Annotated in this window: 17 protein-coding genes; 4 read left to right on the plus strand and 13 right to left on the minus strand. The window is 54.8% G+C overall.

Annotated elements, in window-relative coordinates:
- Nucleotides 1-4: 4 nt before the first annotated feature.
- Nucleotides 5-919 (minus strand): 30S ribosomal protein S6--L-glutamate ligase, encoded by a 915-nt coding sequence (rimK, locus tag FIV45_RS01685; protein WP_099472513.1) that lies wholly within the window; start codon nucleotides 917-919, stop codon nucleotides 5-7.
- A gap of 202 nt (nucleotides 920-1,121) precedes the next feature.
- Here rimK and FIV45_RS01690 point away from each other — a divergent pair, with 202 nt between their 5' ends.
- Nucleotides 1,122-2,468 (plus strand): putative ATP-dependent zinc protease, encoded by a 1,347-nt coding sequence (locus FIV45_RS01690; protein WP_099472512.1) that lies wholly within the window; start codon nucleotides 1,122-1,124, stop codon nucleotides 2,466-2,468.
- Nucleotides 2,469-2,480: 12 nt separating this feature from the next.
- On the opposite strand, the gene lepA is transcribed toward FIV45_RS01690, so the two are convergent.
- The 9 genes from lepA to FIV45_RS01735 all read right to left on the minus strand — a co-directional run bounded on the left by lepA (nucleotide 2,481) and on the right by FIV45_RS01735 (nucleotide 13,312).
- Nucleotides 2,481-4,286, minus strand: a complete 1,806-nt coding sequence (gene lepA, locus FIV45_RS01695) for a translation elongation factor 4 (RefSeq protein ID WP_099472511.1) — start codon at nucleotides 4,284-4,286, stop codon at nucleotides 2,481-2,483.
- 119 nt (nucleotides 4,287-4,405) lie between these two features.
- A complete protein-coding gene (locus FIV45_RS01700) occupies nucleotides 4,406-5,347 on the minus strand; it encodes an SAM-dependent methyltransferase (protein WP_099472510.1) in 942 nt (313 codons plus the stop codon).
- A gap of 259 nt (nucleotides 5,348-5,606) precedes the next feature.
- On the minus strand, nucleotides 5,607-6,584 hold the full coding sequence (locus FIV45_RS01705) for a class I SAM-dependent methyltransferase (protein ID WP_099472509.1): 978 nt from the start codon (nucleotides 6,582-6,584) through the stop codon (nucleotides 5,607-5,609).
- A gap of 17 nt (nucleotides 6,585-6,601) precedes the next feature.
- Nucleotides 6,602-7,594 (minus strand): SAM-dependent methyltransferase, encoded by a 993-nt coding sequence (locus FIV45_RS01710; protein ID WP_099472508.1) that lies wholly within the window; start codon nucleotides 7,592-7,594, stop codon nucleotides 6,602-6,604.
- 139 nt (nucleotides 7,595-7,733) lie between these two features.
- Nucleotides 7,734-10,124: a phenylalanine--tRNA ligase subunit beta gene (gene pheT / locus FIV45_RS01715; RefSeq protein WP_099472507.1), complete on the minus strand. Its 2,391-nt coding sequence runs from the start codon at nucleotides 10,122-10,124 to the stop codon at nucleotides 7,734-7,736.
- Nucleotide 10,125: 1 nt separating this feature from the next.
- Nucleotides 10,126-11,214: a phenylalanine--tRNA ligase subunit alpha gene (gene pheS / locus FIV45_RS01720; protein ID WP_099472506.1), complete on the minus strand. Its 1,089-nt coding sequence runs from the start codon at nucleotides 11,212-11,214 to the stop codon at nucleotides 10,126-10,128.
- A gap of 110 nt (nucleotides 11,215-11,324) precedes the next feature.
- Complete coding sequence (gene rplT, locus FIV45_RS01725; RefSeq protein WP_099472505.1) at nucleotides 11,325-11,684, minus strand: 50S ribosomal protein L20; 360 nt, start codon at nucleotides 11,682-11,684, stop codon at nucleotides 11,325-11,327.
- A 13-nt stretch (nucleotides 11,685-11,697) separates the two neighbouring features.
- Nucleotides 11,698-11,895, minus strand: coding sequence for a 50S ribosomal protein L35 (rpmI, locus tag FIV45_RS01730; RefSeq protein ID WP_099472504.1), 198 nt, complete (start codon nucleotides 11,893-11,895; stop codon nucleotides 11,698-11,700).
- Nucleotides 11,896-12,016: 121 nt separating this feature from the next.
- Nucleotides 12,017-13,312, minus strand: coding sequence for a DUF418 domain-containing protein (locus FIV45_RS01735; RefSeq protein ID WP_099472503.1), 1,296 nt, complete (start codon nucleotides 13,310-13,312; stop codon nucleotides 12,017-12,019).
- Between the two features lie 171 nt (nucleotides 13,313-13,483).
- Between FIV45_RS01735 and FIV45_RS01740 the strand changes: the two genes are divergently transcribed.
- Nucleotides 13,484-14,416: a TraB/GumN family protein gene (locus tag FIV45_RS01740; RefSeq protein ID WP_099472502.1), complete on the plus strand. Its 933-nt coding sequence runs from the start codon at nucleotides 13,484-13,486 to the stop codon at nucleotides 14,414-14,416.
- A 380-nt stretch (nucleotides 14,417-14,796) separates the two neighbouring features.
- Here the strand turns inward: FIV45_RS01740 and infC are convergent, their stop codons facing one another.
- Both infC and thrS read right to left on the minus strand, forming a co-directional pair.
- Entirely contained in the window at nucleotides 14,797-15,318 is a 522-nt protein-coding gene (gene infC, locus FIV45_RS01745; protein ID WP_099472501.1) for a translation initiation factor IF-3, read from the minus strand.
- Nucleotides 15,319-15,462: 144 nt separating this feature from the next.
- Nucleotides 15,463-17,400 carry a threonine--tRNA ligase gene (thrS, locus tag FIV45_RS01750; protein WP_099472500.1) on the minus strand — a complete coding sequence of 646 codons (1,938 nt, stop codon included), beginning with the start codon at nucleotides 17,398-17,400 and terminating at the stop codon, nucleotides 15,463-15,465.
- Between the two features lie 171 nt (nucleotides 17,401-17,571).
- On the opposite strand from thrS, the gene FIV45_RS01755 reads away from it, so the two are divergent.
- Nucleotides 17,572-18,315 (plus strand): alpha/beta fold hydrolase, encoded by a 744-nt coding sequence (locus FIV45_RS01755; protein WP_099472792.1) that lies wholly within the window; start codon nucleotides 17,572-17,574, stop codon nucleotides 18,313-18,315.
- A complete protein-coding gene (locus FIV45_RS01760) occupies nucleotides 18,312-18,977 on the plus strand; it encodes a cyclase family protein (RefSeq protein WP_099472499.1) in 666 nt (221 codons plus the stop codon). Before FIV45_RS01755 ends, FIV45_RS01760 begins: the two co-directional genes overlap by 4 nt.
- Here the strand turns inward: FIV45_RS01760 and FIV45_RS01765 are convergent.
- Nucleotides 18,963-19,835, minus strand: a complete 873-nt coding sequence (locus FIV45_RS01765) for an SDR family oxidoreductase (protein WP_099472498.1) — start codon at nucleotides 19,833-19,835, stop codon at nucleotides 18,963-18,965. The genes FIV45_RS01760 and FIV45_RS01765 overlap by 15 nt on opposite strands.
- Nucleotides 19,836-19,913 lie beyond the last annotated feature (78 nt).

Consider the following 19,913-nt stretch of genomic DNA (forward strand, 5'->3'; position numbering starts at 1 on the left):
GGGGCTATCCTTTGCCCTTCATTTTATTGGGCCCTTTTTGCGAATCCTTTTCGATATAGGAAATGATTTTATCGGCGACGTCGATGGTGGTGTAGGTCTCTATGCCTTTCAAACCGGGCGAGGAATTAACTTCCAGCACCAGAGGCCCGTGGGCGGAACGGATGATATCAACGCCCGCCACATCAAGCCCGATGGTTTTGGCGGCCCGCACCGCCAGCGCGCGTTCGGCGGGTTTCAGTTTGACCAGAGTGGCCGAGCCGCCCATATGCAGGTTAGAGCGGAATTCGCCTTCCTGGGCCTGACGCTTCATGGCGGCGACCACTTTGTCCCCGACAACGAAACAGCGAATGTCGGCCCCGCCGGCTTCCTTGATAAATTCCTGGACAAGGAAATTGGCGTCGAGACCGCGGAAGGCGTTGATCAGGCTCTCGGCGGCTTTCTTGGTTTCGGCCAGAACCACGCCGTTGCCGTGGGTGCTTTCCATGATTTTTACCACAATCGGTGCGCCGCCGACGAATTCGATCAGGTCTTCTGTGGCGTTGGCCGCATGGGCATACCCGGTGATCGGCATGCCGACGCCTTTGCGGGCCAGAAGCTGATGGGCGCGCAGCTTGTCTCGGGATCGGGAAATGGCGATGGATTCATTGACGGAATAAACCCCGCCCACTTCGAACTGACGCAAGACGGCTGTGCCATAGGCGGTGACAGAGGCGCCGATTCGGGGAATCACGGCATCAAAATCAAGCAGTTCACGCGTGTCCCGCGGCTTGTAATAAACGGTTGGTTTGTTGGCGGTGATATTCATATAGCATTTCAGAATATCAACCACTTTAACCTCATGTCCTCGCGCCTTAGCCGCCTCGACGAGTCTGCTTGTGGAATAAAGCTTGGGATTGCGCGACAGAATACCTATTTTCATAATTGATCCATTTGTACTAAAGAAGGCCCGCCACCATATTCAAGAATTATATCGAGAAGTCAAATCATCTATGTATCTTCTCTTCGATGTGGGTCTGTGACGGGTGAAATCAGGGCGGGCGGCTTTTTTGCTTTTAGCGATATATTTTTTAACCTGATGCATTATATTACGAAATCGGCGTTCACAGATGAGGAATGATGTAATGGAAGACTTTGTCGTTGGATGGGAAGAGTGGTTGGCCTTGCCGAGCTTGGGCCTGCCTGCACTCAAGGCGAAAATAGATACCGGGGCCAAAACCTCGGCCCTGCATGCCTTTTCCATTCAGCCCTTTGGCAGTGACGCCAAGCCCCGGGTGCGTTTTACCATTCATCCGATTCCCGACCGCCCGGATGTGGAGATCATCTGTTCCGCCCGAGTGATCGACCGCCGCGAAGTAACCTCGTCCAACGGCACCAATGAGCTGCGCTATGTAATTTTGGTGCCGGTGCAGATGGGAGACAAGACCTGGAACATCGAGGTCACCCTGACCAATCGCGAGAATATGGCCTACCGGATGCTGCTCGGGCGGCGGGCGATGGAAGGCATCGGCGTGCGGCCGGGCCAATCTTTCCTGCAGCCGCAGTTAAGTTATGACCTTTATAATAAATTGAAGCGAAAACCTGCGGCGCGGCGGTCTTTCCGCCTGGCGATCCTGACTTCAGCACCGGACAGTTATTCCACCCGCCGCCTGGTCGAAGCCGCCGAAGCCCGCGATCATGTGGTGGAACTGATTGATACGCGACGCTGCTATTTCGAGATCAGCAGTCATAGCCCGCAAGTTTATTATCAGGGGGCGCCCCTGCCATTTTATGATGCGGTGATTCCGCGCATCGGCGCGTCTCTAACGGTATACGGGCGGGCGGTGGTGCGTCAGTTTCAGGCCATGGGGACCTATTGTCTCAATTCCGCCGAGGGCATCGGCGCGGCGCGGGACAAACTCGCCGAACATCAGATCCTGTCGCGTAACCGGGTGGCGATGCCGACAACGGCCTATGCCAATTCCCCGGAGGACACCGACAATATGATCAAGCTGGTCGGTGGTGAACCGGTAACCCTGAAATCGGTCCACGGCCTGCAGGGCGGTGGCATGACCATAGACGAGCCAGCGGCGGCTTTTAATCCGGATCATGCGCCCGCGCCGGAGGCCAATCTGGTGGCGCGGGAGATTATCAGGGAAAACAGCAGCCCTGACCTGCGCTGTCTGGTGGTGGGTCGGCGTATTGTCGGGGCAATGCTCTTTGACGAGACGCCTTCTGTAGGGCGGCGCAAGACAAAGCGGAAGATTACCACGACCCCGGAAAGGCAGGTGGCGGTCAAGGCGGTCAAGGCGCTGGGCCTAACGGTGGCGGCGGTGGATATGATCCGCACGGCAGAGGGCCCCAAGGTGCTGGATGTCTTCTGCACCCCTGGTCTGGAAAAGATCGAGAAATCAAGCGGCAAAAATGTCGCCGAAAAGATCATAGAACATATCGAACGCAATGTGCGGCCGTTGTTCAAGTCTGTGAAGTAAGGCGCAAGCGCCTTACTTGTCATCCCCCATTTTTAGGGCGGCGATGAAGGCGGAGTGGGGGATTTCCACATTGCCGTACATGCGCATTTTCTTCTTACCCTTTTTCTGCTTATCAAGCAGTTTGCGTTTCCGGGAGATATCGCCGCCGTAACATTTGGCGGTCACGTCTTTACGCATGGCGCTGATGGTCTCGCGGGCGATGACCTTGCCGCCAATGGCCGCCTGGATCGGGATCTTGAACAATTGGCGCGGGATCAGATCCTTCAGCCGTTCACACAGGGCCCGACCGCGATATTCGGCCTGGGAGCGATGGACCATCATGCCGAGGGCGTCTACCGGTTCCGCATTGACCAATATGCCAAGCTTGACCAGATCGCCTTCCCGATAGCCTTCCATCTGATAGTCGAAACTGGCGTAGCCGCGGGAAATGGATTTCAGTTTATCGTAGAAATCATAGACCACCTCATTGAGTGGTAGTTTATAGATCAGCATGGCCCGGTTGCCGGCATAGGTGAGTTCTACCTGCTCGCCGCGCTTTTCCTCGCAGAGTTTGAGGACGGAGCCCAGATGCTCGTCGGGCACCAGAATGGTGGCGCGAATCCACGGCTCTTCAATATGGCTGATCAATGTCGGGTCAGGCATGTCGGCGGGATTATGCAGCTCGACAAGGTCACCCTTGTTCATATGCAGCTTGTAAATCACGCTGGGAGAGGTGGTGATAATGTCGAGGTCAAATTCCCGGGTCAGGCGTTCCTGAACGATCTCCAGATGCAACATGCCGAGGAAGCCGCAGCGGAAACCATAGCCCAGCGCCGCAGAGGTTTCGGTCTCAAAGGTAAAGCTTGCGTCATTGAGGCGCAGTTTATGCATGCTTTCACGCAATGTTTCAAAATCGGCCGCATCGGCGGGGAACAGGCCGCAGAAGACCACGCTTTGCACTGGCTTAAAGCCGGGCAGGGGGGCGGCGGTTTCTTTTTTGAACTCGGTGATGGTGTCACCGACATTGGTTTGCGAGACTTCCTTGATCGAGGCGGTGAAAAAGCCGATTTCGCCGGGACCCAGTTCGTCCACGAGAACCTCTTTCGGGGTAAAGACGCCAACCCGGTCAAGCGTATGTTCGGTACCGGCGGCCATCATCTTGATTTTCATGCCTTTCCGGACTTTTCCGTCAATCACCCGGATCAGAACCATAACCCCGAGGTAAGTGTCATACCAGCTGTCGACCAACAGCGCCTTGAGTGGTGCGTTGACGTCGCCGACGGGCGCAGGCAGTTTTTCCACCAGGCTGTTGAGCAACTCATCAATGCCTTCGCCGGTTTTGGCGGACGCCTTGATCGCGTCGCTGGCGTCGATGCCGATCACATCTTCGATCTGGGCGCGCACCTGTTCCGGTTCAGCCGCCGGCAGGTCGATCTTGTTGAGCACCGGCACGATTTCGTGATTATTGTCAATCGCCTGATAGACGTTAGCCAGGGTCTGGGCTTCCACACCCTGACTGGCGTCAACCACAAGCAGGGAGCCTTCGCAGGCGTAGAGGCAGCGGCTGACTTCATAGGCGAAATCGACATGGCCCGGCGTGTCCATTAGATTGAGGGTATAAATCTCGCCATTGCGGGCCTTGTATTTCAGACGTACGGTCTGGGCCTTGATGGTGATGCCCCGTTCGCGCTCGATATCCATGCTATCGAGCACCTGGTTTTTCATTTCCCGATCGGTCAGGCCTTCGCAATGCTGGATCATCCGGTCAGCGAGGGTGGATTTTCCATGGTCGATATGGGCGATGATGGAGAAATTTCTGATTTTATCTTGTTCTGTCATGACAGGGCTTTTATCACTCCTTGGCCCGCAAAGACAAGGGAAAAGCGCCGTCGGCGAAGCCGGGCGATAACTTGTTTGGGCAAAGATATTTTTTTACGGCTTTCCGGGGAGAAGAGAGATCAGAAAGAAGTGGGTTTATAAGCCAGATAGCGGTAAACCTGAAGTCTTCCGGACTGCAGGGCCCGGGCGCGCATATCCCAGACTTCGGCCTCTTTCAGGATGATATTCAGGCTGTCCCTGTTGGCTTCCTTGTCTTCGGCCAATTCCAGAACCAGTTCATTGGTCTGGGCCCAGGCCTGTTCGATCATTTTGATATAGGTGGTGGAGACATCTTCCTGAACACGGACCTGAAAACCGACTTCTTCCAGAAGGTTGCGCAGGCTGCTCGAATCACACAGGACGATATCATCGGGTTCGTTAATCTGCCACTGAACCATTTCGGGATGGTTGATGGACTTTTGATCCTTGGCGACATAGTCGGTTAACAGGAACAGGCTGCTTTTTTTCAACTGTTTATGAACGGCTTTCAGCAGGTCCTTTTTATGGGTCACCTTGTACAGGGTGTCTTTGGAAAAGGCCCGGTCAAATTTTCGCTCGAAAATCGGACTGTCGTCGAGGTTCATCTGACTGATGATGGCTTTGCGCGCCAGGCCTTCGTCGACGGATATTTTCTGGGCGATTTCAGCCACGACGGGGTCGCTTTCATAGCCATTGATCCATACCCCGTAATCCTGAACAAGTTTGCGCGCCAGTCCGCCGAGCCCTGCGCCGACGACGAGGGCACTCATCTGTGGTGACAGCGACAGTTGCTTTGACAGTTCATTAATGTAATCGGGGCCACCGGGATCGGATAATCCCTTGCCCCATATTTTCTGGATGAGATCAAGCCGGGCTTCCGTAGGCGAATGTTGTTCCGGTGCGGGTAGGGCTTGGATGACAGACCGCCGTCTTTTGCGGGGGCGCCGCATACGGGCATATTCCAACGGATCATAGCCTTCCCACCAGGCGAGAATACGCCAGAGGAAGGGGATATGTTCGGGATAGGTCTGTATATCGGTCATAAAGAAATGAATTTTTTTACTAAGTTGAACTACATATTGCGTTAGACCATACCTGTATGGGGGGGAAGATTTAAAAGAAGGTTAAAAAAACATTAAACTTTTAAGAGTTCGCGTCGGGCGGGCCAGCAGCAGCCTTGTGGTTTGCGGCTTCTTGCGGAGTGAATCTCTTCTAAAAGGCGAGAAAAAAACGCGCAGGATTTCGGGCGAGAGGAGACCACGGGGAATGGCGTCTCTGACAATTGTGTGCAGGAAGGCAGCGTTATTTGATGGCGGCGGCTTTATGGGCCAGATACCGACATACTTTCAATTCGCCGGACCGCATGATCTTTGTCCGGCGGTTCCACAGCTCGGCTTCCTGCAGGACGGCATTCATATTGCTGCGGGCTTCTTCTTCTTCTTCCGTCGCGAGAGCCTCAACAGCGCCGGTTGCGTTTTCCCAAGCTTCATTGACCATCTCAAGATAATGTTCGGTCGTGTCTTCATTGACACGAATGGTGAACCCGACTTCTTCGAGGAGTTTGACCTGCATTTCCGAGGTGACGGGGAAAGGGTCAAGGGGCTCATGACGCAGCCAGTCGAGGACATCGGGGTTTGTCATGCTTTCCGGGCTTTTAATGACATAATCGCTGATCAGGAACAGGCTGTCGTCTTTAAGTTGTTTGTACACACTCTGGATCAGGGGTTTTTTATTTTCGACGGTGAACAGGGCTTCTTTACAGAAGGCCCGCTCAAAATTCCGGTCGAAGCTGGGTTTATCGTTGAGATCGCACTGCAGGATGGGGGCTTTTTTCTCCAGCCCGGCGCCAACGGACATTTTCATCCCTTCTTTTGCCAGAATGTCATTGGATTCATAGCCGGTGATCCAGACACCGAATTCCTGGGCCAGGACCCGGGCGGGTCCGCCGAGGCCGGCGCCGAGGACAAGGGCGCTCATTTTCGGGGTCAGGGCCAGTAATTTGGACATGGCGATGACATTTTCGGCGCCGCCGGGGCCACAAAATCCCTGTCCCCAAACCAGCTGGGCGATTTTTACCCGGGCCTCGTCCCAGAGAATGCGTTGGCTGTCGTCTCGTCGTGTTGTTTCAGGAGCGCTCTTGCCGGTGTTGGTTTCGGGGCTTTGGGGGGCAGTGTTATTGAGACGGTTTGCGATATCTTCAACGTCATAGCCTTCCCACCAGGCCCTGAGCCTGAGTTTGAAAGGTACCGCTTTTTTAAGGGATTTATCTTTTTGGGTCATGGCGTGTCACTATAACATTATAGGGGTTGGGCCGCTTTATGGGCCAGGAAGCGGTGTACCCCAATAAGTCCGCTCTTGATTAATTTGGCCCGCAGCGCCCAGAATTCGGCTTCTACCATCAGGGTTTTAACCGCGGCAAGTCCTTCAGGACCTTTTCCTGTCAGATGTTCTGCCACGGTTTTGGCTTTGGCCCAGCTTTGTTCAATCAGTTCAACATACTCTTTGGAGACATCCTCATTAACGCGAATGGTAAAGCCAGCTTTTTCCAAGGCAGTGGTGATGGTTTTACTAGGCACGGGGTAAGGTTGAAATGCTTCCTGCTTGAGCCACTTTTGCACATCCGGGTTTTCCAGAGAAGAGATATCGGACAGAACATAGTCGGTGAGCAGAAACAGCGCATTATCCTTCAGCGTATTGTATGTTTCCTTAATGATTTTGTCTTTATCGGGAAAACAATAGAGTGCTTCCTTGGAAAAAGCCCGTTCATATTTACGATCGAAGGGAGACGCCTTGGCGGGATCGAACGGATGAACGACCACTTTTTTTTCCAGCCCGGCTTTTTTGGACAGTTCATTTGCCTGTTCGCTCAGTTCCGGGGATTGTTCATAGCCGGTGATCCAGACGCCGAATTCCTCTGTCAGAACCCGGGCGGGTCCACCGAGACCGGCGCCGAGGACAATTGCGCTCATTTTTGAATCCATGGACAGGAGCTTGCACATGTCTATGACATGCTTACGACCACCGGGGCCGCAATATCCATCGCCCCAGATCAACTGGGTCATTTCAACTCTGATTTTGTCCCAGGGCAGGGCGCTTGTTTTATCTGTGTCGGGACCGGTTTGGTTCTGAGCTTTATCCTTGTCGATGGCGGCGAGAATGTCGGCGTCAGACATGGCTGCCCCGGCTTGCGCCATAAGGCGCAACTTTATATCCTCAAGGTCGTAGCCATGCCACCAGGCCCGCAACCTCAGTTTCAAGGGAACTTTAATCTCTTCCACAAGATCCGCCATACAATATAACCCAAGTCTATACTAATACCTATACTATGGTTAACTGTAAGGGATGAGCGTTTAAAATAGGGTTAATAAAGCGAATCACCCCGCCGAAGGGAAATTCCAGCGGGGTGACATGAGACTTTAAGAGGGGCCCTTAACGCAGGGCGCCGCCCGTATTTTTCGCCACATTGGCGATGACTTTGGCGGAAAACTGAGCAATATCTTCATCGGTCAGGGTCCGGTCCATGGGCTGCAGGCGCACGTTCAGCGCCACAGATTTCTGGTTTTCTTCAATACCGGGGCCTTCATAGATATCAAACAGCCTTACCTCGTCGATCAGTTTTTTGTCGGCGGCGCGGATGGCCTTGATAATATCGGCGGCGGCGACATCCCGGTTGACGACAAAGGCGAAGTCACGTTCGACCGCCTGAAAATCAGACGCCTTGAGCGGTCCGCGGCTGTTGCCGCCTTTCGATTTCGGGAAGGGAATATTTTCCAGCATGACTTCAAAGGCGACCAGAGGTCCCTTGACATCAAGGGCTTTGAGGATCGCCGGGTGGACTTCCCCGAAATAGGCCAGGATGTTCTTCGGGCCCAGACGAATGACGCCGCTGCGGCCGGGATGATACCAGGCGGGGGCGCCAGTGACGACCTGGGCATTGTCAATCTTGGCGCCACAGGCGCGCAGGACGGCTTCCGCATCGGCCTTGGCGTCGAAGGCGTCAACATCTTCCGGTGTCTGGTCCCAATGTTTCTGGGCATCCTGACCGCGCCGCACCCCGGCGAGGATCAGGGTCTGGCCCTCGGGGCTGTCGCTGGAGAATTGGTTGCCGCATTCGAACAGGGCGACATTGCGGAACCCGCGGTCCATGTTACGGCCGGCGGCGGTAATCAGGTTGGGCAGCAGGTTGGGGCGCATGGCGTCGAGGTCGGCGCTGATCGGATTGTCGAGCACCAGTTCCGGCTTGAGGTCGGCAAACAGAGCCGCGTGGGCCGAAGGCAGGAACGACCAGGTGATGGCTTCTTTCAACCCACGGCCTGCAGCCGTACGTTTGGCATAACGCACGCGCTTTTGCAGCGGATTGAGGCCGGTGTTGATCGCCCGGCTGGACACCGGCAGGGGCTCTGACTGAATTTTGTCGTAGCCATGAATGCGTAAAACTTCTTCCACCAGATCGGCTTCGCCGTCGATGTCGCAGCGCCAGCTCGGGGTGACAACGGCAAGTCTGTCGCCGTCTTTGGTTACCTTAAAGCCCAGGTCGCTGAGAATGGTGATGATCTCGCCTTCGCTGACGTCGACCCCGCCGAGATGGCCGACGCGGGACGGGCGAAGATGGACGGTCTTGGAAATCGTCGGGATGGTGCCGGTGACCACAGCCTCGCTGGCCTCCCCGCCACACAGATCAAGGATCAGACGGGTGGCGATTTCAATGCCGGGCATCATGGTGTCCGGATCAACGCCACGTTCGAAACGATAACGGGCGTCGCTGTCGATGCCGAGGGTGCGTCCGGCGGTGGCGATGCTGATCGGATCAAACCAGGCGGCTTCCACGAAGACGTTGGTGGTGCCTTCAGAGCAGCCGGTGCTGGTGCCGCCCATGACGCCGCCGAGGCCAATGACGCCACTGTCATCCGCAATGACACAGATGCCGTCGGGCAGCTCATAGGTATTGTCATCCAGCGCCACGACGCTTTCGCCGGCTTTCGACCGGCGGACGACAATATCGCCCTGCAGCTTGTCGGCGTCAAAGACGTGCAAGGGGCGCGCCATGTCATAGGTCATCAGGTTGGTGATATCCACCAGGATGGAAATCGGCTTCATGCCGAGGGCGCGCAGTTTTTTCTGCAGCCATTCGGGGCTCGGGCCGTTCTTGACGTCGCGGATGAAGCGGCCTTCGAACACCGGGCAGATTTCCGGCGCGTCCAGGACGACCTTTTGCGGGTTGGCGAACTGGCCTTCGATCGCTGTTGTGTTCTGGGCTTTCAAGGTTCCAAGACCGGCGGCGGCGAGATCGCGGGCGATACCAAACACGCCGAGGGCTTCCTGATGGTTGGGGGTGATGGCGATTTCGATCACCGGATCATCCACGTCCATATAGTCGGCATATTTGACGCCAACCGGTGCGTCGGCGGGCAGGTCAATGATGCCGTCGTGGTCTTCACCGAGCCCCAGTTCCCGTTCCGAACACATCATGCCGTTGCTGTCCACGCCGCGGATCTTGGTGGGGCGCAGCTTCAGGCCGTTGGTGGGAATGGTGGCGCCGGAGGGTGCAAAGGCGCCTTTCAGGCCGGCGCGGGCATTGGGGGCGCCGCAGACCACCTGTAATGTTTCGCTGCCGGTATGAACCTTCAGGACCTGCAATTTATCGGCGTCGGGATGTGGGGCGGCTTCCAGCACTTCGGCAATGACGAAGGGGGCCAGATCATCGGCGGGATTGTGAATTTCCTCGACTTCCAAACCGATGGCGGTCAGCTTTTCGGAAATCTGATCGATTGTCGCCGTGGTGTCGAGATGCTCTTTGAGCCATGAGAGGGTGAATTTCATTTTATTTGCTCCCCGTGGTCTTGTTCTGTGTGCTGAGGGATGGAATGTCGAGGGCGGCAAAACCATAATGTTTCAGCCAGCGCAGATCGGCGGCGAAGAAGTCGCGCAGATCCGGGATACCCCATTTCAGCATGGCGATGCGGTCGAGGCCCATGCCAAAGGCAAAGCCCTGATATTCATTGGGGTCGAGATTGACATTTTCCAGGACCCGGGCATTGACCATGCCGCAGCCCATGATTTCCAGCCAGTCGTCGCCTTCGCCGATCAGGATTTCACCATCCTTGAAGGCGCAGCCGATATCCACTTCGGCGGAGGGCTCCGTGAAGGGGAAGTAGCTCGGGCGGAAGCGAATTTTGACATCGTCCAGCTCAAAGAACTTGCGGCAGAATTCCTCAATACACCATTTCAGGTGGCCCATATGGATATTCTTGTCGATCACCAGGGCTTCGACCTGATGGAACATCGGCGTGTGGGTCGCATCGCTGTCGCAACGATAGGTGCGGCCCGGCGCAATGATGCGGTAGGGCGGCGGTCCGGCCATCATGGTGCGGATCTGCACCGGTGAGGTATGGGTGCGCAGAACCTTGCGTTTGCCATCTTCGTCTTCCGGCAGATAGAAGGTATCGTGCATCTGGCGCGCCGGATGTTCTTCGGGAATGTTCAAGGCGGTGAAGTTATAGAAATCTTCTTCGATCTCGGGGCCTTCGGCGACGCTAAAGCCAATTTCGGTGAAGATTTCAGTTACCTCATCCATCACCTGGGTGATCGGGTGAATGCTGCCTTCCGGGGCAGGTCTTGAGGGCAGGGTGATGTCGATGCGTTCGGACTGCAGCCGGGCATTGAGAGCGTCAAGTTCGAGGGCGGCCTTGCGGTCGGCGATGGCGTCGACCAGCACGGTTTTCAGCTTGTTGAATTTGGGGCCGAATTCTTTTTTCTCGTCCGGGCTCATTTTCCCCAGTTCGCGCATCATCAGACTGACGCGGCCCTTTTTGCCTATCTCGGCGACCCGTAGGTCTTCCAGTTTGGCGAGGTCTTCACAAGCGGTAATGGCCGCGACGATCTCGCTCTCTAATTTCTGAAGGTCTTCCATATCTTCACCCAGCGTATTTTTTAAATATCGTTTAAATACATAAAAGGAGCCTACTGCAAACAGCAGGCTCCTCTTGACTATAAATTATCGTTCCGGTGTGATCAGCGCTTTTAAGCGTTAAGGGCGGCCTGGGCCTGATCAGCAATCGCTTTAAAAGCTTCCGGTTCGCGAACGGCCAGATCAGCCAGAACTTTACGGTCAAGTTCGATGCCTGCGAGTTTCAGGCCGTTCATAAATCGTGAATAAGTCATGTCGTGCAGACGGGCTGCCGCGTTGATCCGCTGGATCCACAGGGCCCGGAACGTGCGCTTGCGGACTTTCCGGTCACGGTATGCATATTGACCGGCTTTTTCTACGGCCTGCATTGCAATGCGGATAGTACTCTTCCGGCGACCGCGGTAGCCTTTAGCGAGTTTCAAAACTTTTTTGTGACGTGCGTGAGATGTCACGCCTCTTTTTACATGTGCCATTTTATCTTCCTAATCAACCGTAGGGCATAAATTTCTTGACGATACGTGCATCCTGATCGGTCAGGACGGTTGTGCCGCGTTGGTTACGGATTTGCTTGTTGGTCCGTTTGATCATGCCGTGCTGTTTACCAGCCTGAGCAGCCATGATCTTACCGGAAGCGGTGACTTTGAAGCGCTTTTTGGCACTGCTTTTTGTTTTCATCTTGGGCATTTAGCTTATCCTTTTACTTAATATTTTACGCCATTGTTGCCAATGACAAGCTTTCCGGATGATGAGGCATGCCCTTACATTCAGCCATATCATCCCGTGAAGCTGCGTTGTATAGCCTTCTTTATGGGGGAATGCAAGGGGATTCATTGGCCGGGGACGGGCTTTTTTTCAGGGGTTTTATTTCCCGGAAAGTCAGACACCGCCAGAGCCATTCCATGGGGCCATATTGGTGGTATTGCAGCCAAAGAGAGCTCATGACAAGTTGACCCGCCCAAATTACCACGATGACCCCGAACAGGTCGGCGCGGCCCAGGCTGTTGAACAACCCAAACCCGAATCCATAGAACAGGAAAATACAGATCAGCGTTTGCATCAGGTAATTGCTGAGCGCCATGCGGCCAACTGCTGCCAGGGCGTGCTTTAATCTGGGCAGGATCGGTGTGCTGGTGATCAGAATAATCAGGCTCATATGCCCCAGGGCCAAGGCGACACGGCTTACGTCAAAGGTAACCAACTGCAGCTGTTGGCTTATGAGGTCAAACTGGTGGTGTTGAAGATGCGCAAGGGTCGCTGCATTTACCCCGACTCCGATGAAATAGCTGATCACCATCAGGCGGAGATAAAAACGTCGGTTCCGCTCGCCTTGCAGTATCCCGGATTTATACAGGGCCATCCCGAGCAACATCATGCTGGCGACGTCCCAAACTAAGTCCGTGAGATACCCATATGTCTGGATTAAAAAAGTATAAGGGGCGAAGAGCCGGAATGTTGCGCCATACCCTTGGGTTATGGCGCCGATTTCTTTCTGTATCTGCACCGGGTCGCTGAGATGCTCCTGCTGTATGTCGTGCAAGAGGTCTGCATATATCCCGCCGTGGGTCGCCGCGAGATCAATCAGTTGCCTGAGACTGAAATATCGGGCTGCTTCGAACGCCATGCGGCCCGCGAAGATGCACAGCGCCAGAATGATCAGGGTGCGAGGCTTCAGGTTCCGCATGTAATAAAGCAGAAAGCCGGTGACCGCGTAGAAATACAAAACGTCTCCCGGCATGAGCATGATATAGCCATGAAACAAACCAAAGATCAGTAACCACATATTGCGCCGGAAAAAATAGGTTTTCGCTGCTTTGACGCCGACATTCTGTTCCAGTTTTGCGGTCAGAAGGATGAGGCTGGCCCCGAACAGCATGGAGAAAATTCCCCGCATGCTGTTGCTGACCAAAAGGTCGGTCAGATACCAGGCGTGATGATCAACGGGCGAATATACCCCGCCGATCAAGGGGTTGTTCAGGGCATCAAAAGGAAGGGCAAAGCCCGCCATATTGACGATTAATATGCCCAGCAACACCGCGCCCCGCAGAATGTCGAGGGTGATAATGCGGTCCGGGGGCGAGGGGGGTGTCGTTGCCGTTTCCATAGTCTTGCCTAAAACTTTGCCTTGTTCTTAACAGATTTAAAACTTAACCTTGATAATCAGATGAATAAAAGTCTAGGAGACCGGGGGCCGAAGGGCAATAGACCCGCGTCCTGACCTGTAGTCTGCGACGTTCCAGATGTCCATTCACTCTTAACCTGACAAGGATTATTTATGATCTTGCATGTGATAGGCGCCTTAAGCCGCCGCCTTTTCTTGAAAACCAGTGGCGCTATTCTGACAGGACTTTTGCTGCTGTCCGTGCCGGTCGGCGCGAACGAAACAACATCCGTCAAAGCCACGCCCGCCTTGTGGGTCGTGGAAAAGGGAGACGCAAAAACCTATTTGATGGGGTCTTTTCATTTACTGCCGAAGAATTATGACTGGTATCATGGCCCGGTGCGCACCTCTTTCGAGGCGGCCGACGAGATGGTGATGGAAACCGTGCTGGATCAGGCCGGCATGGCGGCGGTACAGGCCATCGTGATGCGGAACAGTTCCTTCACCGATGCGGATACCCTGAAAAACCATCTGGACGATGCCCATTATCAGAAGATGCTGGGATTCAGCAAAGCGATGATGGGACTGGATGAGGCCACGGCCCAGAAGATGAAACCGTGGTTTATGGCGATCAATCTGTCGGTCTTGTCGATCATGTCGAGCGGCATGGACCCCAATTCAGGGGTGGACAAAATTCTGGAAGCCCGGGCCCGGTCGCGTCAGATCGCGGTTACCGGACTGGAAACCCCGACCGAACAGATGTCAGCCCTGATCCACCATCCCTTGCCGGTGCAAACTGCCATGTTGACGGACACTCTGGACAAGCTGGACGATTTCAAGAGCTATATCGACCTGTATCTAAGCGCCTGGGCATCGGGAGATAACGATAAAATCGCGGAAGCGATGGTTGAGGATATGGAAAAATACGAGGCCATGTATCAGGCGCTGCTGGTTCAACGCAACGAGAACTGGATGCCGGGGATCGAAGGCTATCTCGGTAATGGTAAAACCAGTTTCATCGTGGTGGGCGCCGCGCATCTGGTGGGCAAGGATGGCATCGTTAAAATGTTGCGGGATAAAGGCTATAACGTGATCAAACTGCAATAATCGGGGTCGTCACCCGTGTTTTGAATATAAAAAACCCGCCGAGCCTTTTGCTTCCGGCGGGTTCTTTCTCTGGGCCGTTGGACGATTCAGCTGCGATCCTTCAGCGGCTCAAGATGTGCTTGCCTTTGGGCGCACAATTAAATGTTAGTATACCGGAAAACGCGAATTTTTCAACCGCAGGCCCCTGGACTGAGGTTAGGGGCTTGTTTAAAATTATTCGAAGATATTTTGCTGCCGACTCGCAGATTGAGGTGTTGAACCCTTCTCCTGCGTCATCTTCTCGCGGGAATGGGGATCACCTTATGCCAACAAAAAAAGGCAGGGGAAAACCCTGCCTCCTGTCTTAAAGCTGCCGTCCGGATGTCCCGGACGTACATGTTTTATTTCGGCGACATGACCATGATCACCTGGCGGCCTTCCATTTTAGGCGCCTGTTCGATCTTGGCGACTTCCTTGAAGTCTTCCTGAACCCGCTTCAACACATCAAGCCCGAGTTCCTGATGGGCCATTTCCCGGCCGCGGAAACGTAGGGTCACTTTGACCTTGTCACCGGCGGTAAGGAATTTTGTGACCGCACGCATTTTCACATCATAGTCATGTTTTTCAATCCCCGGACGGAGTTTGATTTCCTTGACATCGACGGTGCGCTGTTTCTTTTTGGCGAGGCTGGCTTTCTTCTGGGCCGCGTAACGAAAGCGACCGTAATCAAGAATTTTACAAACCGGCGGTTCGGCGTTGGGCGAGATTTCCACAAGGTCGAGACCTGCGGCTTTCGCCATGGCTAACGCTTTTTCAACATTGACGGTGCCGTGATTCTCACCTTCTGCGTCGATCAGTCTGATCTCATCGGTGGTGATGTCTTCATTGACCCGTGGCCCTTTTTTTGATGGGGGGCCCTGCATTGGACGTTTAGCTATCTAAGTTTCCTCCTGCGGTAAACCATATTTCGGCATATCTCCGCTTTGCTGTTTCAGTTGGTGTAGTCATAATAAGTGTACGTTATTACTGAAAAGTGAAAAAATTGCAACGGTCAATAATGACCCTCTCTAGGATCTCAGGTCCGGTGCATAGGATTCCTGCTTCAGTTTATGGATTGCATCCGCCAAATCAACCGTTTCCTGGTTTTTTGATCCCAATCGACGGACGGTGACGGTGCTCTCTTCTGCTTCCCGGGCGCCGATGACAAAAATGGCCGGCACCTTGGCGTGGGAATGTTCGCGAATCTTGTAATTGATCTTTTCGTTGCGGATGTCCATTTCAGCCCGAAGCCCGGCGGCTTTTAGCTGAGTATACACTTTTTCCACGGCGGCGTCCTGATCCGATGTAATGCCGGTGACGACAACCTGGGTCGGGGCGAGCCAGACCGGGAAACGTCCGGCATGTTCTTCGATCAGAATACCGATAAAACGCTCAAAAGATCCAAGGATCGCCCGGTGCAACATCACGGGGCGATGTTTTTCATTGTCGGAGCCGATAAAGTTGGCGTTCAGGCGTTCCGGCAGGACAAAATCCACCTGCATGGTGCCACACTGCCAGTCACGACCAATGGCATCCACAAGAACAAATTCCAGTTTCGGGCCGTAAAAAGCGCCTTCGCCGGGGTTCATGGTATAGTCAAGACCAGCGGTGTCGACGGCATCTTTTAATGCTTTTTCCGCTTCATCCCAGGTCTCGTCCGATCCGGCCCGTACGTCCGGGCGGTCAGAGAATTTGACCTTCAGGTCGGTAAAGCCGAAATCTTCGTAGACTTCTTTCAGCATTTGACAAAAAGTAACGGTCTCGGAAGTGATCTGGTCTTTGGCGCAGAAGATATGCGCATCATCCTGAACAAAAGCACGCACCCGCATCAGGCCGTGCAGCGCGCCGGACGGCTCGTAACGATGGCAGGAGCCGAATTCAGCGAGCCGCAGCGGCAGGTCGCGGTAACTGACGATGCCCTGATTGAACACCTGCACATGGCAGGGGCAGTTCATCGGTTTAAAGGCCAGCGCCCGTTCGTCGGCTTCTGTGGTGTACATATGTTCGCGGAATTTTTCCCAGTGACCGGACGCTTCCCACAATTTACGATCAACGAGCTGCGGGGTCTTGATCTCCTGATAGCCGTAGGCCTTCTGCTTGCGCCGCATATAGGCCTCGACCTCCTGATAGATGGTCCAGCCATTAGGGTGCCAGAAAGGCATGCCGGCGGCCTCTTCCTGAAAATGAAACAGGTTCATTTCCCGGCCCAGCTTGCGGTGGTCGCGTTTCTCGGCTTCTTCGAGGCGCAGCAGATAAGCTTTCAGTTCTTTTTTGTTGCGCCAGGCGGTGCCGTAAATCCGTTGCAGCATCTCATTGTTGCTGTCACCGCGCCAGTAAGCCCCGGCCACCTTCATCAATTTGAAGCTGTCCTTGTCAAGCTTGCCGGTGCTCGGCAAATGCGGCCCGCGGCACAGGTCGATGAAATCGCCCTGGCGGTAGAGGGTGATGGTCTGGCCTTCGGGAATGGCGGCGATCAGCTCGGCTTTATAGGTTTCCCCCATATCGGCGAAGAATTTGACCGCGTCATTGCGGTCCATCTCGCGACGGATGATTTCTTCATCGCGTTCGATGATTTCCCGCATGCGCTTTTCAATGCCTTCGAGGTCATCGGTGCTGAAGGGGTCCTTGCGGGCGAAATCGTAATAGAAACCGTTTTCGATGGCGGGGCCGATGGTGACCTGGGTGTCGGGATAGAGTTCCTTCACCGCCTCGGCCATGATATGGGCCGCGTCATGGCGCAGTATTTCCAGCGCCGCGTCATCGCGGTTTGTGATGATAGACACATCAGCATCCTGGGTGATTTCCCGGCTCAGGTCCCATTGTTCACCGTCGACGACGATGACGATGGCGGCTTTGGCCAGCCCCGGTCCGATATCAGATGCCAGCGTGCTGCCGGTCACCGGACCCGGATAGGTTCGGACACTGCCATCGGGCAGGGTTAGGGCAACTTTTGCATCTGTATTCATCGGTTCACTCATCTTTTGTTTGGTTAGGGGACCTTATAAAAGTCTATGTCATTCTATAAACTGTTCCGCGTGACATTATAAGGAAAATATCCAGAGTCAAGAAACAGTTGCCTTTTAGGAGGAGCTTTGCCATAAATTTTTTAATCATTTATGAAGGAAGAAAGCCACACCATGGAATTTATCACCTACGAAGACCGGAAACTGGCTTATGTCACGCATGCAGGGCGCGGGCCGACGGTGGTTTTCTTTCCCGGATTCATGTCCGATATGGAGGGCAGCAAGGCGCTGGCGCTTGATGATTTTTGCCAGAGCCGGGGGCAGGCCTATGTGCGCTTTGATTATTCCGGCCACGGCCAATCCTCGGGCGCCTTTACCGACGGCACCATTGGCGCCTGGACGGCGGACGCGCTGGCGATTATCGATCAGGTAACGGACGGTGATCTGGTGCTGGTGGGCTCCAGCATGGGCGGCTGGATCGGGCTGCTCGCGGCGCTCGCCCGGCCGGATCGGGTCAAGGGCTATATCGGTCTTGCCGCCGCTCCGGATTTCACCAAGGAACTGTGCTGGGACCGTTATAGCGACGAGATCAAGGCGACGCTGCGCCGCGACGGGGTTTATTATGAGGCCTGTGACTACGGCGATGATCCCTATCCCATGACCCTGCGGTTGCTGGAGGAGGGCAATGATCATCTGCTGCTCGGGGCGACAATTCCGCTCACCTGCCCGGTGCGCCTGATTCAGGGTCAACAGGACCCGGATGTGCCGTGGCAGACCGCTCAACGTCTCAGTGACCGTCTGCAGTCCGAAGATGTGGTGATCACCTATGTCAAAAGCGGCGACCATCGCCTGTCGACCGACGCCGATCTCAAACGCCTGTGTCAACAGGTCAAGGAAATTTCCGGAGAATTAGCATGAAAACCGAAACACTGATCGATGTCAGCCATGTGGTCGAGCATGGCATGATCACCTATAAAGGTCTGCCCGCGCCGATCATTTGTGATTTTCTCAGCCGGGAGGCCTCGAAAGAAATTTACGCCGACGGTACCAGCTTTCAGATCGGCCGCATTGATATGGTGGCCAATACCGGCACCTATATGGATGCGCCGGCGCATCGTTTCGCCGATGGCAAGGATCTGTCGGAACTGGATCTGAGTTCTGTTGCCAACCTTGATGGTCTGGTGGTTGCTGTCGGGCCGGAAACCCGGGAAATCACGCAGAATCATTTTAAAGGTCTCGCGCTGCGCGGCAAGGCGGTGTTGATCCGCACCGACTGGTCCCGCCACTGGGCGACCGATCAATATTTCGAGGATTTCCCCTTTGTCACAGAGGCGGCGGCGGAATATCTCCGGGACCAGGGCGTGGCGCTGGTGGGCATCGACAGTCATAATATTGATGATACCCGTCAGAACACCCGCCCGGCCCATACGATCCTGCTCGGGGCGGATATTCTGATCGTTGAACATATGACCGGGCTCAAGGCCCTGCCGGAAACAGGTTTTAAATTCTTCGCCGTGCCGGTGAAGGTCAAGGGCATGGGCACCTTTCCGGTCCGGGCCTTTGGGCTAGTCGCCGACTAATGCCTTAAAGCCTTCCCGATAAGTCGGGTATTTCAGGGTGACGCCCAGTTCCTGCTTGATGCGGTCGTTACGCACCCGTTTGTTTTCGCTGTAGAACATCCGCATCATGGGCGAAAGGGTGGCGTCAGTGATGTCTACGGCAGGCAGGGGCGGCTTGACAAGCAAGTCACAAACATAATCCAGAACTTCCGGGCTCGGGGCGGGCAGGTCATCGACCACATTGTATGTTTGACCGGGATGAGGCCGCGCCATTGACGCGCGCAGCACCCGGGCGATATCTTCCACATGAATGCGGGAGAAAAACTGCCCCGGCTTGACGATCTTGCGGGCCTTGTCGCTCATCAGGCTGGTCAGTTGACCGCGGCCGGGTGAGCGGCCCACCGGCGGGCCGTAAATGCTGCCGAGGCGGAAAATATGCACCGGAAGATCATAATCCTGACAGAGAACCCGCCAGTCCTGTTCCGCTTTCAGGCGCAGATGTCCACGCGTGGCGGTCGGGGCGGGCGGCGTATTGTCATCCACCCACGCGCCTTGTCGGTCCCCGTAAACCCCGGTGGTTGACAGATAACCGACCCATTGCACATGGGGCAGGCGGGTCAAGATATCACGGTGGTGATGCAATACCGGATCACCGATATCCTCCTGCGGCGCAATGGAAATCAGCAGATGGGTGACATCCCGCAAAATTTTTTCCGGGTTTTCGAGCGGATGATCATTGGCAAAAGCATAAAGTCCCTGTGCCGGGTCAGCCGTTCGACTGGTGCCGGCAACGGACCAGGTTTCACCAGCCTGGCGCATCTGTCGCGCCAGAATCTGGGCGCTGTAGCCATAGCCGAAACAGAATAATTTTGGGGTCATCGGGGCTCTCTTTTCCAGTTGGCCATGATTTCGCCTTACGGGCTGTGATAATGGCTTGATCTTGACCCTTTTTAACGT

The sequence above is a fragment of the Paremcibacter congregatus genome, from assembly GCF_006385135.1.
Classification (GTDB): domain Bacteria; phylum Pseudomonadota; class Alphaproteobacteria; order Sphingomonadales; family Emcibacteraceae; genus Paremcibacter; species Paremcibacter congregatus.

Bases quoted from the DNA above. Each gene is read 5' to 3' on its own strand.
- FIV45_RS01735 (WP_099472503.1), bottom strand. From the start codon at position 13,312: ATGGAAACGGCAACGACACCCCCCTCGCCCCCGGACCGCATTATCACC.
- FIV45_RS01740 (WP_099472502.1), top strand. From the start codon at position 13,484: ATGATCTTGCATGTGATAGGCGCCTTAAGCCGCCGCCTTTTCTTGAAA.
- FIV45_RS01700 (WP_099472510.1), bottom strand. From the start codon at position 5,347: ATGACCGATATACAGACCTATCCCGAACATATCCCCTTCCTCTGGCGT.
- FIV45_RS01705 (WP_099472509.1), bottom strand. From the start codon at position 6,584: ATGACCCAAAAAGATAAATCCCTTAAAAAAGCGGTACCTTTCAAACTC.
- FIV45_RS01690 (WP_099472512.1), top strand. From the start codon at position 1,122: ATGGAAGACTTTGTCGTTGGATGGGAAGAGTGGTTGGCCTTGCCGAGC.
- rpmI (WP_099472504.1), bottom strand. From the start codon at position 11,895: ATGCCCAAGATGAAAACAAAAAGCAGTGCCAAAAAGCGCTTCAAAGTC.
- thrS (WP_099472500.1), bottom strand. From the start codon at position 17,400: ATGAATACAGATGCAAAAGTTGCCCTAACCCTGCCCGATGGCAGTGTC.
- lepA (WP_099472511.1), bottom strand. From the start codon at position 4,286: ATGACAGAACAAGATAAAATCAGAAATTTCTCCATCATCGCCCATATC.
- FIV45_RS01760 (WP_099472499.1), top strand. From the start codon at position 18,312: ATGAAAACCGAAACACTGATCGATGTCAGCCATGTGGTCGAGCATGGC.
- infC (WP_099472501.1), bottom strand. From the start codon at position 15,318: ATGCAGGGCCCCCCATCAAAAAAAGGGCCACGGGTCAATGAAGACATC.
- FIV45_RS01755 (WP_099472792.1), top strand. From the start codon at position 17,572: ATGGAATTTATCACCTACGAAGACCGGAAACTGGCTTATGTCACGCAT.
- FIV45_RS01765 (WP_099472498.1), bottom strand. From the start codon at position 19,835: ATGACCCCAAAATTATTCTGTTTCGGCTATGGCTACAGCGCCCAGATT.
- rplT (WP_099472505.1), bottom strand. From the start codon at position 11,684: ATGGCACATGTAAAAAGAGGCGTGACATCTCACGCACGTCACAAAAAA.
- FIV45_RS01710 (WP_099472508.1), bottom strand. From the start codon at position 7,594: ATGGCGGATCTTGTGGAAGAGATTAAAGTTCCCTTGAAACTGAGGTTG.
- pheS (WP_099472506.1), bottom strand. From the start codon at position 11,214: ATGGAAGACCTTCAGAAATTAGAGAGCGAGATCGTCGCGGCCATTACC.
- pheT (WP_099472507.1), bottom strand. From the start codon at position 10,124: ATGAAATTCACCCTCTCATGGCTCAAAGAGCATCTCGACACCACGGCG.
- rimK (WP_099472513.1), bottom strand. From the start codon at position 919: ATGAAAATAGGTATTCTGTCGCGCAATCCCAAGCTTTATTCCACAAGC.